Origin of the sequence: Nocardioides currus, from assembly GCF_003057875.1 — a bacterium.
Classification (GTDB): Bacteria; Actinomycetota; Actinomycetes; order Propionibacteriales; family Nocardioidaceae; genus Nocardioides; species Nocardioides currus.
Genome location: NZ_PYXZ01000010.1, coordinates 136218 through 152237 on the forward strand (window position 1 = coordinate 136218; position 16020 = coordinate 152237).

General features: G+C 68.9%; 16 protein-coding genes. 9 read left to right on the top strand and 7 right to left on the bottom strand.

Annotated elements, in window-relative coordinates; all coding sequences use genetic code 11:
• Positions 1-13 precede the first annotated feature (13 nt).
• The gene (locus C7S10_RS22370; RefSeq protein ID WP_165807236.1) at positions 14-151 is read right to left on the bottom strand and encodes a hypothetical protein; all 138 of its coding nucleotides are present in this window, start codon (positions 149-151) and stop codon (positions 14-16) included.
• A gap of 254 nt (positions 152-405) precedes the next feature.
• On the opposite strand from C7S10_RS22370, the gene C7S10_RS19245 reads away from it, so the two are divergent.
• The 9 genes from C7S10_RS19245 to C7S10_RS19285 all read left to right on the top strand — a co-directional run bounded on the left by C7S10_RS19245 (position 406) and on the right by C7S10_RS19285 (position 8201).
• Entirely contained in the window at positions 406-978 is a 573-nt protein-coding gene (locus C7S10_RS19245; RefSeq protein WP_165807237.1) for a QsdR family transcriptional regulator, read from the top strand.
• A 152-nt stretch (positions 979-1130) separates the two neighbouring features.
• Complete coding sequence (locus tag C7S10_RS22375; RefSeq protein WP_165807221.1) at positions 1131-1316, top strand: hypothetical protein; 186 nt, start codon at positions 1131-1133, stop codon at positions 1314-1316.
• Between the two features lie 53 nt (positions 1317-1369).
• Positions 1370-2545: a thiolase family protein gene (locus tag C7S10_RS19255; RefSeq protein ID WP_108346076.1), complete on the top strand. Its 1176-nt coding sequence runs from the start codon at positions 1370-1372 to the stop codon at positions 2543-2545.
• A gap of 2 nt (positions 2546-2547) precedes the next feature.
• Positions 2548-3291 (top strand): SDR family NAD(P)-dependent oxidoreductase, encoded by a 744-nt coding sequence (locus C7S10_RS19260; RefSeq protein ID WP_108346077.1) that lies wholly within the window; start codon positions 2548-2550, stop codon positions 3289-3291.
• Between the two features lie 44 nt (positions 3292-3335).
• Complete coding sequence (locus C7S10_RS19265; RefSeq protein WP_207769477.1) at positions 3336-4094, top strand: enoyl-CoA hydratase/isomerase family protein; 759 nt, start codon at positions 3336-3338, stop codon at positions 4092-4094.
• Positions 4095-4118: 24 nt separating this feature from the next.
• Complete coding sequence (locus C7S10_RS19270) at positions 4119-5654, top strand: class I adenylate-forming enzyme family protein (protein WP_108346079.1); 1536 nt, start codon at positions 4119-4121, stop codon at positions 5652-5654.
• Positions 5651-6145 carry a MaoC/PaaZ C-terminal domain-containing protein gene (locus C7S10_RS19275; protein WP_108346080.1) on the top strand — a complete coding sequence of 165 codons (495 nt, stop codon included), beginning with the start codon at positions 5651-5653 and terminating at the stop codon, positions 6143-6145. Before C7S10_RS19270 ends, C7S10_RS19275 begins: the two co-directional genes overlap by 4 nt.
• Positions 6142-6990: a CoA transferase gene (locus C7S10_RS19280; protein ID WP_207769478.1), complete on the top strand. Its 849-nt coding sequence runs from the start codon at positions 6142-6144 to the stop codon at positions 6988-6990. Before C7S10_RS19275 ends, C7S10_RS19280 begins: the two co-directional genes overlap by 4 nt.
• A 47-nt stretch (positions 6991-7037) precedes the next feature.
• The gene (locus C7S10_RS19285) at positions 7038-8201 is read left to right on the top strand and encodes an acyl-CoA dehydrogenase family protein (RefSeq protein WP_108346081.1); all 1164 of its coding nucleotides are present in this window, start codon (positions 7038-7040) and stop codon (positions 8199-8201) included.
• Between the two features lie 224 nt (positions 8202-8425).
• Here the strand turns inward: C7S10_RS19285 and C7S10_RS19290 are convergent, their stop codons facing one another.
• The 6 genes from C7S10_RS19290 to C7S10_RS19315 all read right to left on the bottom strand — a co-directional run bounded on the left by C7S10_RS19290 (position 8426) and on the right by C7S10_RS19315 (position 15850).
• Positions 8426-9667, bottom strand: coding sequence for a fatty acid desaturase family protein (locus C7S10_RS19290; RefSeq protein WP_108346082.1), 1242 nt, complete (start codon positions 9665-9667; stop codon positions 8426-8428).
• A gap of 135 nt (positions 9668-9802) precedes the next feature.
• Positions 9803-10219, bottom strand: a complete 417-nt coding sequence (locus C7S10_RS19295; RefSeq protein WP_108346083.1) for a DoxX family membrane protein — start codon at positions 10217-10219, stop codon at positions 9803-9805.
• Positions 10216-12207 carry an acetoacetate--CoA ligase gene (locus tag C7S10_RS19300; RefSeq protein ID WP_108346084.1) on the bottom strand — a complete coding sequence of 664 codons (1992 nt, stop codon included), beginning with the start codon at positions 12205-12207 and terminating at the stop codon, positions 10216-10218. Before C7S10_RS19300 ends, C7S10_RS19295 begins: the two co-directional genes overlap by 4 nt.
• A gap of 4 nt (positions 12208-12211) precedes the next feature.
• On the bottom strand, positions 12212-13141 hold the full coding sequence (locus C7S10_RS19305) for a VOC family protein (protein WP_108346126.1): 930 nt from the start codon (positions 13139-13141) through the stop codon (positions 12212-12214).
• Between the two features lie 23 nt (positions 13142-13164).
• Positions 13165-14046, bottom strand: a complete 882-nt coding sequence (locus C7S10_RS19310; RefSeq protein ID WP_108346085.1) for a fumarylacetoacetate hydrolase family protein — start codon at positions 14044-14046, stop codon at positions 13165-13167.
• Positions 14047-14068: 22 nt separating this feature from the next.
• The gene (locus C7S10_RS19315) at positions 14069-15850 is read right to left on the bottom strand and encodes an FAD-dependent monooxygenase (RefSeq protein ID WP_108346086.1); all 1782 of its coding nucleotides are present in this window, start codon (positions 15848-15850) and stop codon (positions 14069-14071) included.
• Between the last annotated feature and the right edge of the window lie 170 nt (positions 15851-16020).

Here is a 16020-nt window from a genome sequence, read left to right on the forward strand (position 1 = left end):
CGCCGGTCTGCCGTCACTTCAGCACGTCCGCCATCACGGCGCGCAGCTTGTGCAGGATTCCCGGCCCGGCCCTGCATGCGAGGGTCTCGATCGCGCGTCCCCGGGCCTTCATGATCGGACGCCCGTGCAGCTGATACAGCAGATACGTCATGAGCCTCATGAATGAAACGAATCCACAAACGTTGCATTTCGTGGTCCGAATCGGCTATGTTCCATCGCATGAGATGGGGTCACAGGGCAGCCGCGGGGGGAGTTGGCGTGCTCGAACGCTGTACGGTTGGGAAAGCTGTCCGCGCGGACGAGCTCGTCGGGCGTCGGGTGTGGTCGACGCAGCGGTGCCGGAGCCGCTGTCGCGCTTGGGCGTGACGATGGAGGCGAAGGGTGAGCGATACACCACTCTCGAGAATGCTCTCCGAGTCGGAAACCCGGCGTCCCGACGCTCTGACGGCCTTCCGGCTTGCTCGCAAGAGGTTCCTGTCCAGCGACCGGGTCGAGATGCGGGAGATCGCCGCGGACCTGGGGGTCAGTCGAACGACGCTGTTTCGATGGGTGGGCTCGCGCGACGACCTGCTGGTGGAGATCTGCTGGTCGATCGCGAAGCCAACGCTGCAGCACGCCACGGCGGCGGCGGACGATCTGGTAGGTGGGGACCGGATCGCGTCGATCGCCGAGGCCTTTGCCCGGTCGTCGATCGACGCGCCCTTCTATCGCGAGTTCCTGCGACGGGAGCCGGAGCGAGCGCTTCGGCTCAACACGACGGCCGCGAGTCCGTTCCAGGAGCGGGTCATCGACCACTTCGCATCAGTCATCCAAGAGGAGGTCGACGAACGCCGGCTGACCTCGACACTCGAAGTCGCGGACCTCGCCTATCTGGTGGTCCGGTTGCTGCAGAGCTATGCGTACGCCGACGTGATCGCTGGCGAGTCGCCGGAGCCGGACAAGGTACGCCGCTCGGTGAGCGGCTTCCTGCGCGACTAAGTCTGATCGCTGCGCGCGGCGCCTCCCTCCTGCGGGGAGGGCGCGCCGCATGAGCGTTCTCGCCAAGTTCCGCCTCGACGGCCGCGTTGTGGTCGTCACGGGTGCGTGCAGTGGACTCGGCGTGATCTTTAGCGAGGCACTCGTCGAGGCGGGTGCCGATCGGCTACTCGGCCGACAACCACTCCGGCTACCTCGGCTCGACCATCGTTCAGATCAAGGACCCGGCCGTGAAGCAGATCACCCCGGCGAACGTCGCCGACGACGGCGACGGCGACGGCCCGGTCGAGGAGTACGACGGTGAGCTGGCCGAGGGGCCCGAGTCCGGCCTGCCCGAGTAGCGACCGCCGAGCCCATCGGGCCCGTCGAGCCAATCGAACCTAGAGGAGACGACATGAATCCCCACGAACCAGTCATCGTCGACGCGGTGCGTACCCCTGTCGGTCGGCGAGGCGGCGTACTCAGCCAGTGGCATCCCGCCGACCTGCTTGGCCGGACGCTGAGCCACCTGGTGGATCGGGCCGGCATCGACCCGCACGACATCGACGACGTTATCGCCGGCTGCGTCCTCACCCAGGACCAGCAGTGGGGGAACATCGCCCGCCACGCCGTGCTCGCCGCCGGCCTGCCGGAGTCGGTTCCGGCAGTCACTGTCGATCGGCAGTGCGGTTCGGGGCAGCAGGCGATCAGCTTCGCGGCTCAGGGCATCGCCTCGGGCTACTACGACGTCGTCATCGCCGGCGGCGTCGAGTCGATGTCCCAGGTCCCGCTTCCCGCGGCCTTCGTGCCCGGAGCCCCCCTGGGCCCGTGGTACTCGCCGGCCGAGCTTGCTCGATACGCCGGCGAGCTGCGTCCCCAGGGGGAGAGCTCGGAGCTGATGAACCAGAAGTTCGACATCACCCGTGAGGAACTCGACGCCTTCTCCCAGCGCAGCCATGCCCGAGCCCTCGCCGCCACCGCGGCTGGCGCATTTCGTGACCAGATGGTCCCGCTCACTGCGGACCCTGCTGGCGTCGCCCCGGTCATCGACCGCGACGAGGGCATCCGGGAACACGTCGACCCGGCGAAGATGGCCCAGCTGCGCACGGCGTTCGCAGCGGACGGACGCACCACCGCCGCGAACTCCTCTCAGGTCAGCGACGGCGCGGCCGCGCTAATGATCACCTCCCGGGCTTACGCCGAGGAGCACGGGCTGCGTCCCCGGGCGCGGTTCCGGAGTCTGGCGGTCGCCGGAGCCGACCCGGTGATCCAGTTCAGCGCGATCCTCGAGTCCTCCCGCAGAGCGCTAGCTCAGTCCGGACTCTCGATCGCCGACATCGATCGGTTCGAGGTCAACGAGGCCTTCGCCGGCGTCCCGCTCATGTTCCAGAAGGAGTTCGGCGTCTCCGACGACCAACTCAACGTCAACGGCGGCTCGGTTGCGATCGGCCATCCGCTCGGCTCGACTGGCGCGCGGATGATGACTGACCTGCTCGTCGAACTCGAGCGATCCACGTCCCGGCTCGGCCTGCTCACCGTCTGCGAAGCCCACGGCACCGCCAACACAACCATCATCGAGAGGCTCGACTGACCATGGACATCCGTGACCGCACATTCCTGGTAACAGGGGGAGCCTCCGGCCTCGGCGGGGCGACGACCGTCGCTCTCGTCGAGCGGGGGGCGAGGGTCGTCGTGGCCGACCTTGCCGGCGAAGCGCCCGACGGTGCGGTCCTCGCCGTCACCGACGTGACAAGCGAGGAGCAGGTCGCCGCGGCCGTTGAGACCGCTGTCGGGCTCGGCCGGTTCTCCGGCGTTGTGAACTGTGCCGGGGTTGCCGCTCCGACCAAGGTGCTCTCCAGCACGGGCGTCCACTCCCTGGAGAAGTTCGCCCGGACCGTCGAGATCAACCTGGTCGGCACCTTCAACGTGACCAGGCTGGCGGCTGACGCCCTCAGCGGCGAGGAGCCGGGGCCCGACGGCGAGCGCGGCGTCATCATCAACACGGCTTCCGGCGCGGCGTTCGACGGTCAGATCGGCCAGACCGCCTACGCGGCATCCAAGGCCGGCGTGGCCGGTATGACGCTCCCGCTCGCCCGTGAGCTAGCCAGCCACGGCATCCGAGCAGTCACCATCGCCCCGGGCCTGTTCGGCACCCCGATGGTCGCCGATAGCCTCTCCGCCGATGTCCAGGCAGCGCTCGGCGCACAGGTCCCGTTCCCCTCCCGGCTGGGCGATCCCGCTGAGTTCGCCTCGCTCGCCCTGCACATCGTGGAGAACCGGATGCTCAACGGCGAGGTCATCCGGCTGGACGGCTCCCTGCGGATGGCCCCGAAGTGAGCGGGGCGACGGCCCCATGGTCCGGGAGCGAGAGCCTGGTCCAGGTGGAGCTTGCCGGTCCGGTCGCGACGATCACGCTCGACCGCCCGGCGGCGCTCAACGCGCTGAGCGAGGAACTCTGCGCTCAGCTCGACCAGGCGCTGGCAGCTGCTGAGGCCGCGAGCAGCATCCGTGCCGTCGTGATCGCCGGGTCTGAGCGTGCCTTCTGCGCCGGCGCTGACATCAGTCGGATCCAGCCGAGGGGCCCGGGTGACATGCTGGACCCGGGAGGTTTCGGCCTCGCCCCGTTCATCACCCTGACCGCGATGCGCAAGCCGGTCATCGCCGCGGTCCGCGGTCTGGCCCTGGGCGGCGGGTGCGAGTTGGCTCTGGCCTGCGACATCGTCGTGGCTAGCGATTCGGCCCGCTTCGCCGTACCTGAGGTGAAGCTTGGCGTCATCCCGGGGGCGGGCGGCACCCAGCGGCTCGTGCACGCGGTCGGCAAGGCGGTGGCCATGCGGATGTTGCTCACCGGTGCCGTGATCGATGCACAGGAGGCGCTGCGGATCGGGTTGGTCTCCGACCTCACCCTCGACGAGGAATGCCTGCCCACGGCGATGAGGATCGCAGAGCAGATCGCGGGGAACGCCCCGCTAGCCGTTCAGCTCGCCAAGGACGCCGCGCTGGGAGCCCTGCAGTTGCCGCTCGATCAGGGCCTCGCGCTGGAACGACGCAATTTCTACCTGACCTTCGGCACGGAGGACGCCAAGGAGGGTGTTTCCGCCTTCCGAGACAAGCGGCCGCCTCGCTTCGCCGGCCGATGACGCAGCCCACATAGGAGAGAACCCATGGACGTCACCTCACTCATGCGCCAGGCGGCGCGCCTCAACGCGTCGCGCATGGCGATCGCGACACACGACCGCACGCTGACCTTCTCCGAGGCGTGGGAGCGCGGCGTGCGGCTCGCCAACGCGCTCATCGACCTCGGTGTCGAGCCGGGCGACCGGGTCGCCGGCCTAGAGGACAACACCTTGGGCTGCGTCGACACCTACCTGGCCTGCGCCATCGCCGGCGCGACCCGGGTCCCGCTCTATGCGAAGAACTCGCGCTCGGCCCACCGGGACATGCTCGAGGGCACCGATTGCAAGGTCCTGGTCGCCGAGGCGGCCTACCGCGACGACGTCCTCGGCCTCGAGGACGAAGTGGCCTCGCTGACCGGCGTGGTCCTGCGCGACGAGAGCTACGAGGACTGGCTGGTTACCCAGAGCCCGGTCGACCCGGTGACCGAGATCGACCCTGACAGCTGGTATGTCATCCGGCACTCCGGCGGCACTACCGGACGACCTAAGGGAGTGGCCTACAGCTACCACGACTGGGTGCTGAACTGCCGGAACTGGACGCTGATGGCTCCCCGGCTGACCCGCAACAGCGTGATGGGTCATGCCGGCCCGGTCTCGCATGCCTCCGGCTACTTCTTCCTGCCCGCCTGGCTGGTCGGCGCGACCAATGTGATGTTCGGCGCGTTCGAGCCGGTGAAGGTGCTCGCCATGATGCGCGAGCACCGGGTGACCCACATGTTCGTTTCCCCGAGCCTGCTCTCGACTCTCGCACGCCACCCCGACGCGGCAAGGGACTGGCCGCACCTGGAGGCGCTGGTGGTCGGTGGGGCGCCGATCGCGGACGCCACCGCGTTGCACGCCCGCGACGTCTTCGGCAACGTGCTCCACCAGGGATTCGGCCAGACCGAGGCAGTCCCGATCTCCAGCATGGGGCCCGAGGATTGGTTCGCCGAGATCGAGGGTTCGGAGCCGATGCGCTCTGCTGGCCGGGTGATGCCCTATGCCCAGGTGCGAATCGTCGGCGCAGACGGGGTGGAGGTGCCGCTCGGCGAGGACGGTGAGATCGTCGCCCAGGTCGAGGGGCAGATGCGGTCCTACTGGGGCGACCCAGAGCTCACGGCGACCCGCCTCAAGGACGGTTGGATCTACACCCAGGACATCGGCTGCCTCGACACCAACGGCTTCCTGTACATCCGCGACCGGGTCGACGACATGATCGTCTCCGGCGGATTCAACATCTGGCCCGCCGAGCTCGAGACGGTGCTGAGCGACCACCCGGCGGTTATCGAGGCCGCGGTCTTCGGCGTCCCGCACGAGCAGTGGGGCGAGACGCCGATGGCCGTCGTCACCGTCACCGACCCCTCTGCCGTCACCGCCGAGGAGTTGGTCGCGCTCTGCAAGGAGCGGCTCGGGTCGTACAAGAAGCCGACCCGGATCGAGATCACAACGGAGCCACTCCCGAAGACGCTGGTGGGCAAGGTCGCTCGGAAGGACCTGCGTGCACCCCATTGGGAGGGTCGCGAGCGCAAGGTCGGTGGCGTGTGACGGCGCCGTCGGTCCACGAGGAGCCCAAGGCGACCGGTACGCCGGAATACGTCTACGCAGAGGACCTCATGCCGGACCAGGCCTGGGACCTCGGGTCGCACAGGCTCACCGAAGAGGAGATCGTCTCCTTCGCTCGGCAGTGGGATCCGCACTTCTTCCACATTGATCCGGAGCGGGCCGCTGCTGAGGGCCACTTCGGAGGCCTGATTGCGAGCGGTCTGCAGACGCTGGGCGTCTACCAACGACTGTGGGCTGAACAGTTGAGCGGCCACTTGCGCCTGATCGCGGGCGCGGGTCTTGACGACGTACGGTTCCGTCGTCCAGTGCGGCCCGGTGACCGGCTGACCGGGCGCAGTGCAGTGACCTCCGTCGACCTCGAACCGGCCCGTCGGCGGGGACGTGTCGGGCTGAGAGGTGCGTTGCGCAACCAGCACGGTGAGCCGGTGCTCGGCCTTGCCTCGTCGGTCTACGTCGAGATGAGGGTCGCGTGAGCGCGCCTGTTGCTGCCCCCCTGCGCGGGGTCAAGGTGGTCTCCCTCGCTGTCAACCTTCCTGGTCCGCTGGCCGTCGCCGAACTGGTCCGGCTGGGCGCCACCGCGACGAAGGTTGAGCCGCCGATGGGCGACCCACTGGCAGCGGTGGCGCCGAGCTGGTACGACGAGCTCGTTGCCGGGCTCGACGTTGTCACGGTCGACCTCAAGAGCGCGGACGGGACGCAAAAGCTGGCCGCGCTGCTGGAGGACTGCGACATCCTGGTGACCGCGCACCGGCCGTCCGCTCTCGCCCGGCTAAGACTGGACGCGATGATGCAGAACCGTGACCGCCTCGTGCATTTGGAGATCGTCGGCGGTGACGGAGACCTCGCCGAGGTTCCGGGCCACGACTTGACCTATCAGGCCGCGCACGGCACGGTACTGCCGCCGCAGATGCCCTGCGTGCCGGTGGCCGACATCCTCGGCGCCGAGCGTGCGGTGACGGCGGCGCTCGGCGCGCTCCTGTCCCGGGCCCAGACCGGCGAGGGCGGTCGCGCGCGGGTCAGCCTCGACGCCGCTGCCCACGCGGCGGCCGGCGCCGTACGACACGGCCTGACCGGGCCGGGCGACCCGCTGGGGGGAGCACTGCCGCAGTACGGATTGCACCGCACCTCCGACGGTCACATCGCGGCAGGAGCGCTGGAACCTCACTTCGCAGAGCGTTTCCGGCATCACGTCGGGGAGTCGCCTGAGGAGATCGCCGACGCCTTCGCGCAGCACCCGACCGCCTACTGGGAGGCGCTCGGGATCGAGCACGACATTCCCCTGGTCGGCGTACTTCCAGCCCGGCGCACCGACCGCTGACATCCGACCGCAGCCGCCCCCGTCCTGCGCATACTGAAAGGCTCACGATGAGCGAACTGTTCCCCGACTACACCCCTGTCTGGGAGTCCTCGGACCACGTCCTGCTCCGCGACCACGCCCGCACCTTCCTCCGGCGCGAGGCAACGCCCAACCAGGAACGGTGGGCCGACCAGCACATGGTCGACAGGGAGTTCTGGAACGCGGCCGGCGCGGCCGGCCTGCTGTGCCTCGACGTACCGGAGGAGTACGGCGGCGGGGGCGGCAACTACGGTCACGAGGCCGTCGTGGTCGAAGAGATCGCCCTCGCTCAGGACACCTGCTGGGCCTTCCAGGTGCACTCGACGATCGTCTCGGCGTACATCGCCGCCTACGGCACCGAGGACCAGAAGCGGCGGTGGCTCCCCGACCTGGCTAGTGGCGAGAAGGTCATCGCTATCGCGATGACCGAGCCCGACACCGGTTCCGACCTCCAGGCCGTGCGCACCACAGCGGTGCGAGAAGGTGACCACTACCGGATCAACGGCTCCAAGACCTTCATCACCAACGGCACCCACGCCGACCTCGTCATCATCGTGGCCAAGACCGCCCCGGCCGAGCGGGCAAAGGGCATCTCCCTATTCGTCGCGGACGTGTCCGACGACACCCCCGGGTTCGCCCGGGGCAGGGTGCTGAAGAAGATCGGGCAGAACGGCACTGACACCCGCGAGCTGTTCTTCGACGACCTCCGCGTGCCCGCGGAGAACCTGCTCGGCGGCGCGGAGGGCCAGGGTTTCTTCCAGCTGATGAACCAGCTGCCCCGCGAGCGACTGATCATCGGCGTCAGCGGGATCGCGATGGCAGAGGCCGCTGTACTGGAGACCATCAAGTACGCGAAGCTGCGCCATGCCTTCGGACAGCCGATCATCGACTTCCAGAACAGCCGTTTCGAACTCGCCGAGTGCAAGGCCGAGGTACTGGCCGCCAAGACGTTCATGGATCACTGCGTCCAGCGGGCGATCGACGGAAACCTTGACACCGAGACGGCATCCATGGCCAAGCTCTACGGATCGGAACGGCAGTGCGAGATCATCGACCGATGCCTCCAGTTGTTCGGCGGGTTCGGTTACATGCTCGAGGCACCGATCGCTCGAATGTACTCCGCAGCTCGGGTTCAGAAGATCTACGGCGGAGCCAACGAGATCATGAAACTGGTGGTGGGACGGGGGCTCTGAACCCACGGTCAAGGGCCGCGCGGGAGATCGCGATGTCGTAACGACCTCACCACGCACTTGATGGGCGTTGGGGTCCGGCTCGGCTGGCAGTCGTATCACGAGTCTCGGTGCATGCGCGTTGCCATTCCGGATCGGTCATCTGCAGCCAGGGGGCGGTGAGGTTCCCGGACGGCTCTGCCAGGCTCGTTTGTTTGCTGGTGTGACGGCTTCCTAGTGGTCGCCGGTCAAGCGGCCTTCGCCATCTGCTGTTTGGCGGCGGCGCTCTCGAGCAGGCGCTGCATGACGCGGCGCTTGCGCTTGTCGGCGGTCGTCATGGCGTAGAGCAGTTTGAGCTGCCCGGGCAGGTTGTTGGCGTTCGTGGTGGCGAGCCAGCCGTTGGGGAAGGACAGACGCACGACGCGGTGCCAGGCGCTGGAGACCTGCTGGTGGAGCGGGGCCTGGTGGTAGTTCAGGCCGTACTTGTCGAAGACCGCCATCACCTTCGGGGCGATCTCGGCATACCGGTTGCTCGGCAGGTCGGGGAAGAGGTGATGCTCGATCTGGAACGACAGGTTGCCGCTCATGATGTGCATCAGCTTGGAGCCGGAGATGTTGGCGGAGCCGAGCATCTGGCGCAGGTACCACTGGCCCCGGGTCTCGTCGTCGGGGATGGACTTCAGCTCGAAGGTCTCGACGCCCTCGGGGAGGTGGCCGCACATGATGACCGAGTGCGACCACAGGTTGCGCACGACGTTGGCGGTGAAGTTCGCTGCCAGGGCCGGGAGGAACGAGCCGGTCGGCAGTGCGAGGGCCGGGTTCACGACGTAGTCCTTGGTGGCCTGGCGCCGCACCTTGCGGAGGGTGCCCTCGAGCTTGCGGGTGAACTCCTCGCTGCGCTTGTCCTTGGGGACGCGCAGGTTGCGGCCGAGCTCGAGGTCGTAGATCGCGATGCCGTATTCGAAGAAGCACGCGTTGAGGAAATTCCACAGTGGCTGGCCCAGGTGCATCGGAACCCACCGCTGGTCCTCGTCGGCACGCATGATGCCGAACCCGAGGTCGTTGTCCTTGCCGACGATGTTCGTGTAGGTGTGGTGCGACTCGTTGTGGGTGTGCTTCCAGCCCTCAGCGGTCGAGGCGTTGTCCCACTCCCAGGTGGTCGAGTGGATCTTCGGGTCACGCATCCAGTCCCACTGGCCGTGCATGACGTTGTGGCCGATCTCCATGTTGTCCAGGATCTTGGCGACCGAGAGCCCGATGGTGCCGGCGATCCAGGCCGGGGGGAAGGCGCTGACCAGCAGTGCCGCGCGGGAGGCCAGCTCGAGCTTGCGCTGCACGTCGACGACCTTGCGGATGTAGGCCGCGTCGCGCTCGCCTCGGGTGCCGAGGACGTCCTGGCGGATTGCGTCCAGCTCGGCACCGAGAGCCTCGATGTCCTCGGAGGTGAGATGCGCGACCGGGTTGTCGGCCTTCTTGGTGACGGCAGTCATGGGGGATTTCCTTGTCGTCCTTGTGAGACCTGTGGGGATAAGTGGTGTTATCCATACTGTCGTTCGCATGGGACGAACACATGTCGCAGTCGCGTGAATTTCGGGATCAGTATTGTTCGAGCCGAACAGTTCTGGTCAGGGCCCGGCGGCTTGAGTCTTTCGCTCCGAGGCGATGGCGATCAGGCCGCCGAGCAGCGCGACGTTCTTGAGGAGCTGGACCTGCTGCATCTTCCGGACGGCAGGGTCCTCGACCTTCCAGAACGCGTGTCCCGCGATCGTGGTCGGGACCAGGGAGCCGGCGATCACGGCGGCGGATGTCCGGGGGAGGACGCCGGCAGCGAGAGCGGCGCCGGCGAGTGTCTGAACGGCGGCGTTGCCGCGGACGACGAGCTCGTCGTCCTGGGGCAGTGGCAGGAACTGGCGCAGGGTCGCGAGGGTCGGTGCGGCCAGGTCGACCCGGCCGCCGGGGGTGCGGACGGCGTCGTACCCGAGGGCGATGTAGGTGGTCCCGGTGAGGAGGTGGGCGAGTCGGCGTGCGGTCGTGCGGATCATCGGTTCTCGCTGTTCGTCGTGGTGAGGCGGCTGAAGTCCTGGAAGCGGGCGAGCGCCTCGAAGTCGTCGACCGCGTCCTTGCTGGCGACCTTGTCCAGAGGGTGTCCCTGGATCAGGCGCTTGACCGGGATCTCGAGCTTCTTGCCGGTGCGGGTGTGGGGGATCGCCGGCACCGCGATGACGTCGTCGGGGACGTGGCGGGGTGAGGCGCCCGCGCGGATCGCTCCCGTGACGTGGGAGACCAGGTCGTCGGTCAGCTCGATGCCGTCGGCGAGGACGACGAAGAGGACGAGCCAGTACCCGCCGTCGCCCAGCTCGGCACCGATGACGAGGGACTCGCGGATTTCCGGAACCCGGTCCACGGTGGCGTAGATGTCGGCGCTGCCGAGGCGTACGCCGTGGCGGTTGAGCGTCGAGTCGGATCGGCCGGACACCACGAGGCTTCCGCGATCGGTGACCTCCATCCAGTCGCCGTGGCGCCACACTCCCGGGTAGGTCGAGAAGTAGCTGTCCCGGTATCGCTCCTCGTCCGGGTCGTTCCAGAAGAACACCGGCATCGACGGCATCGGGCGGGTGACGACCAGCTCGCCGACCTCGCCGACCACTGGTTCGCCGTCGGAGCTCCAGGACTCGAGGGCGACGCCCAGGTTCGGCGCCGAGATCTCGCCCGGCCAGACCGGGGTCGTCGGGGCGCTGCCCGCGAACCCGGCCACGACGTCGGTGCCGCCGGTGGTGGAGGCGAGCTGGATGTTCGCGCCGACGTGCTCGGCCACCCAGTGGTACGACGCCGCAGTGACCGGCGCTCCGGTGGCGCCGATCGTGCGGAGGCTGGACAGGTCGAGGTCGCGTCCGGGCCAGAGGTCCGCCTGCGCGCTGCCGAGCAGGTACCCGGGACTGACGCCGAGGAGGTGCGCGCGCTCGTCGGCGGCGATGCGCCACAGCCGGTCGGGGCCGGGGTGGGCCGGGCTGCCGTCGTACAGGACGACGGGTGCGCCGACCAGGAGGCCTGAGGCGACGAGGTTCCACATCATCCAGTTGGTCGTGGTGTACCAGAACAGGGGGCGTCCGGGCCCGAGGTCCATGTGGAGACCGAGGGTCTTGAGGTGCTCGAGCAGGACACCGCCGTGGCCGTGGACGATGCCCTTCGGCACACCGGTCGTCCCCGAGGAGAAGAGCACCCAGAGCGGCGCGTCGAAGGTGAGTCGGTCGAACCGCGGCTCGCACAGGGCGTCGGTGACCTCGGCCCACGAAGTGGCGCCGGGTGGGGGCTCGAGGCCGAGGTTCGGGACGTGCACGACGGCCCGCAGCGTGGGCAGGGCGTCGCGCAGGGCGTCCACCTCCGCGCGCCGGTCGTGGGCCCGGCCGTTCCAGCGGTAGCCGTCGGCGGCGATGAGGACGGTCGGCTCGAGCTGGGCGAACCGGGTCGCGGCGCCGGCACCGGAGTAGTCCTGGGCGCAGGCGGACCAGATCGCGCCGATGCTCGCGGTGGCGAGGAAGGCGACGAGGGTGGGGGTGGTGTTTGGGAGGTAGCCGACCACGCGGGTGCCGGGCTCGACGCCTTGGTTGCGGAGCCAGCCCGCCACGGCGCCGACCTGCTGGCGCAGCTCGCGCCAGGTCGTCCGGGTGACGTCGCCGTCCTCGCCGATCGAGGTGACGGCGACGGAGTCTGCGAGCGCCGGGTCGAGCGCGTGGCGCAGGGCTTGCTCGGCGTAGTTGAGCCGTACGTCGGGGAACCACGTGGCCCCGGGCATCGCCTCGTCGGTGAGGACCCGGGCCGGGGAGCCGTCGGCCTGGACGTCGAAGAACGTCCAGACCGACGACCAGAACCCGTCGAGGTCCTCGACGGACCAGGACCAGAGATCACGGTAGTCACTCAGGTCGCGGCCCGTGCGGGCCGTGGCGTCCTCGGCGAAGCGGGTGATCGCGGAGGACGCCACGGTGCTGGGGTCCGGCTGCCAGACCGGCGCCGGCTCGGTGGGTGCGGACATCGGTTCAGCCGGGCTGGTGGGCGCCGGTCATGAGCGCCCCGAGGTCCTCGGGGGCGAGGAACGACGGCGGCGGGGGCGGGCCCCAGTTGAAGAGGGACTTGGCGCCGTCCCAGACGCCGGGCTCCCACAGGGCGTCGTCGACGATGCAGTCGATGTCGGAGTAGTACTCGGAGAAGTTGCCGGCCGGGTCCTTGAGGTACCAGAAGAAGTTGGACCCGACGTGGTGGCGGCCCAGGCCCCAGACGTGGCGGCCGGGGTCCTTCTCGAGCATCGCGGTGGCGCCGCGGCCGATCTCGTCGACGTCGTCGACCTGCCACGAGGTGTGGTGCAGGAAGTTCAGCGGGGCCTGCTGCACCAGCACGTTGTGGTGGTCGGTCGAGCACCTCATGAACGCCGCGAGCCCGGGGACGGTGTCGCTGACCTTGAGCCCGATGCCGTCGGTGAAGAAGCGCTGAGTGGCCTCCTGGTCGGTCGACCCGATGACGACGTGGCCGAGCTTGCGCGGAGCGACCGGACCCTCGCGGAGGATGCCCGGTGCGCGGGTGCCCGCGCGTTCGATGCGCCCCGGGCCGTTGTACGGCGTGGGCTCGCTCTCCTGCACGATCCGCGGTGCGATCGAGACGACCGCACGGAAGCCGGCGATCGGCTCCTCGGTCACCAGGGCGTCGGCCGTTCGCTCGACGCCGAGGTCGAGCGCTCCCAGCTGGCGCTCGATCCGGTCGAGGTCGTCGGGGTCCTCGACCCCGATGCCGATCTCGAGCAGCCGCCGCTGCGGGGCGTGGGCGAGCTTGAACTGCTCGCCGCCGTCGGCGGTGGCGAACGCCGGTCGAGATCCGCCGCCGACGGGCGTGAGGCCGAAGTCGGTGTAGTAGGCAGCGGTCTCCTCGACGTTCGGGACGCCGACGGTGATGGAGGTGAGGCGGTGCAGTGCCATGGTGGGTTCTCCGTTCCGGTTGTTCAGGATGCCGATGCGGTCGTGTGCGGCCGACCGGCCACGCACTTCTGGCGGAGTTCGCCGATGCCCTCGATCCAGGTGACGACCTCCTCGCCGACCTGCAGGAACCGTGGGGGCTTCATCCCGCCACCGACGCCGGACGGCGTTCCGGTGAGGATGATGTCGCCCGGCTGGAGGGGAAGGACGGCGGACAGCCGCTCGATCAGGACGGGCACCGAGAAGATGAGGTCGTTGGTGCGGCCCTTCTGGACCTGCTCGCCGTCGAGGCTGCAGCCGATCTCCAGGTCGGCGCGGTCGAGGCCGGCCTTCTCGAACTCGTCGAGGGTGACCACGACGGGCCCGATCGGGGTGAACCCCGGGAACGACTTGCCGATGCTGAACTGGGGAACGGGCGGCACGAGCTGTCGGGTGCGCTCGGAGAAGTCCTGCGCGATGGTCAGGCCGGCCACGTGGTCCCAGGCGTTCTCGGCGCTGACGAAACGAGCCTCGGTCCCGATCACCACGACGAGCTCGGCTTCCCAGTCGACCGTCGCCGTCGGCAGCTCGAGCTCGCCGTACGGGCCGGTGATCGAGGAGCGGAACTTGGTGAACACCGGCGGCTCGACGGGGAAGTCGGTGATCCCGCTCTCGAGGGCATGCTCCTTGTAGTTCAGCCCGATCGCGAAGACCTGGCCGGGCTCGGGCACCGGCGATCCGAGGTCCTTGTCGTCGAAGGGCGTGCCGGGAGGCAGGTCGGTCGACCAGGCCCATGCGACGAAGTCGTCCCAGCGGCGGTAGATCGCGGTCGGGTCTGAGCCGAATTGGCCCTGGCTGGCCTCCTCGACGTCGACGGCGCCGGACTCGGTGACCAGCACCAGGCGTCCGGAGAGGTTGGCGATACGCATCTCTTCGTCTCCTCGGTCCGGGTCAGCGCAGCTCGGTCGACAGGATCGACGACAGCGCGGCGCGCAGCGTGGTCTGCGGGTCGTCGACGCTGCTCATCGAGCGGAAGGCGATGTAGCGGTCGGGGCGGACCACGAGGACGCCGTCGTCGGCGATCTCGCGGTTCTTCAGGAACGCGAACTGGACGTCGACCAGGTCGGCGCCGAGGATCCCGACGGTCGCGGCGACGATCGGCAGGTCGTTCTCGGCAGCGATCTTGTTGGCGGCCTCGACCCAGGCCTGGCCCTCGGGGCCGGCCAGCACGAGGAACTTTCCGCCGTGGACCAGGGTGCCGATCGCGAACTGGTCGCCCTCGCGCTCCACGAAGGCGTGGGGCAGGGGAGCGCCGGGCTGGGTGCTGGGCTCGTAGAGCCGGACCTCGTCGAGCGGGACGTACGCCGGGCTGCCGTCGGGGACGACGGCGGTCGAGTCGTAGCGGTAGCCGAACTCGGTGTTGTGGTGGTGGAACTCGATGGTCTGCGACGCGACGGCCTGGTTGACCGCCTGCCGCTTGGCGGCCGACTGCGGCCCGTCGTGCCACAGCGGGGCGAGCTCGGCCCAGTTCTGCTCGGGGGTGTTGTCCGGCGACAGGCTGAGTGCCTGGTCGATGGTGGCGTGGTTCATCGCGTTGGCGATGGCGTTGTTGATGTTGTTCTGGTCGACGGGCTTGCGCTCGGCCTCGTAGGTGTCGAGGAGCGCGTCGCCCGCGCGTCCGGCCAGGACCGCCGCCAGCTTCCAGCCGAGGTTGTAGACGTCGGCCATGGCCGAGGTGAGGCCGAGGCCACCCGTCGGGGGGTGCCGGTGCGCGGCGTCGCCGGCGATGAAGACGCGGCCGGCGCGGAACTTGTCGGCGATGACGCCTTCCATCACCCACGGGCTGATCTTGTGGATCTCGACCGGGTGGTCGACCGGCAGGCCGAGGGTGGCGTACATCCGCTGCTTCACGGCCTCCGGCTCCATGGCCGCAGGGTCGTCGTTGGCGTACTGCATGTGGAAGACCCACTCCTCCGACTGCGGACCCCAGTGGTCCGGCCCCATCGGGACGAGCACGCCGGACCAGGCACCGCCGAAGTCGGGGTTGACCAGCCAGCGGATCAGGACGTCGTCGTCGGTGGCCCACTGCGACAGGTCGGCCGTCATGTGCACCGAGACGAGCTTCATGATGTCGCGGGGCCCGTCGAGCGTGACGCCGACCAGCTTGCCGACGGTGCGACCACCGTCGGCGGCGATGGCGTACTGCGCCCGCACGGTGTAGTCGGTGCCGGCGTCCTTGTCGCGGACCGTGGCGGTGACGCCGTCGGCGTCCTGGACGAGGTCGACCAGCTCGTGGTTGAACCGGACCTTGCCGGGGTTGAGCTTCTCGGCGTGGTCCTTGAGGACGGGCTCGAGGCGGATCTGCGGCAGGTTGCACGTGCGGCACGGGCTCGCGGCGACGTACGCCGGGTCGGTGTAGCCGCCGCCCCAGACGTCGAGGACGCCGATCCGCTGCCCGTAGTCCTCGTGCTTGCCGGCCAGGCCCGCGTACCAACCGGTGGCGCGCATGTTCTCGGCCGGGGTGCTGCGCTGGTAGATCTCGCCGGCGACGCCGGCCTCGGTGAGGATCTCCATCGCGCGCTGGTTGAGCACGTGGGCCTTGGGGAGCGTCGAGGTGCCCGGGAGGGCGCTGACGAGCAGCGAGTCCACGCCGAGCGTCGACAGCGTCATCGACGCGGTGAGGCCGGCGCCGCCGCCGCCCACGATCAGGACCGGAACTTCGATGTCGTACATGGGATGCCTCCTCGGCACGTACGGGGTCTGTGCAGGCGACTGCTCTGTCCAGAGTGACCTGCGCCACCGGGTGGCGGCCGTCACAGTCTGCGTCGGCGGACATCGAAATTGCAAGAGAAAATAGATTTTTCTTGCGAAGATCTATGATCGAGGGAAATCTCGCCTATCCT

Bases quoted from the DNA above. Each gene is read 5' to 3' on its own strand.
- C7S10_RS22370 (WP_165807236.1), bottom strand. From the start codon at position 151: ATGACGTATCTGCTGTATCAGCTGCACGGGCGTCCGATCATGAAGGCC.
- C7S10_RS19245 (WP_165807237.1), top strand. From the start codon at position 406: ATGCTCTCCGAGTCGGAAACCCGGCGTCCCGACGCTCTGACGGCCTTC.
- C7S10_RS19255 (WP_108346076.1), top strand. From the start codon at position 1,370: ATGAATCCCCACGAACCAGTCATCGTCGACGCGGTGCGTACCCCTGTC.
- C7S10_RS19260 (WP_108346077.1), top strand. From the start codon at position 2,548: ATGGACATCCGTGACCGCACATTCCTGGTAACAGGGGGAGCCTCCGGC.
- C7S10_RS19270 (WP_108346079.1), top strand. From the start codon at position 4,119: ATGGACGTCACCTCACTCATGCGCCAGGCGGCGCGCCTCAACGCGTCG.
- C7S10_RS19285 (WP_108346081.1), top strand. From the start codon at position 7,038: ATGAGCGAACTGTTCCCCGACTACACCCCTGTCTGGGAGTCCTCGGAC.
- C7S10_RS19290 (WP_108346082.1), bottom strand. From the start codon at position 9,667: ATGACTGCCGTCACCAAGAAGGCCGACAACCCGGTCGCGCATCTCACC.
- C7S10_RS19295 (WP_108346083.1), bottom strand. From the start codon at position 10,219: ATGATCCGCACGACCGCACGCCGACTCGCCCACCTCCTCACCGGGACC.
- C7S10_RS19300 (WP_108346084.1), bottom strand. From the start codon at position 12,207: ATGTCCGCACCCACCGAGCCGGCGCCGGTCTGGCAGCCGGACCCCAGC.
- C7S10_RS19305 (WP_108346126.1), bottom strand. From the start codon at position 13,141: ATGGCACTGCACCGCCTCACCTCCATCACCGTCGGCGTCCCGAACGTC.
- C7S10_RS19310 (WP_108346085.1), bottom strand. From the start codon at position 14,046: ATGCGTATCGCCAACCTCTCCGGACGCCTGGTGCTGGTCACCGAGTCC.
- C7S10_RS19315 (WP_108346086.1), bottom strand. From the start codon at position 15,850: ATGTACGACATCGAAGTTCCGGTCCTGATCGTGGGCGGCGGCGGCGCC.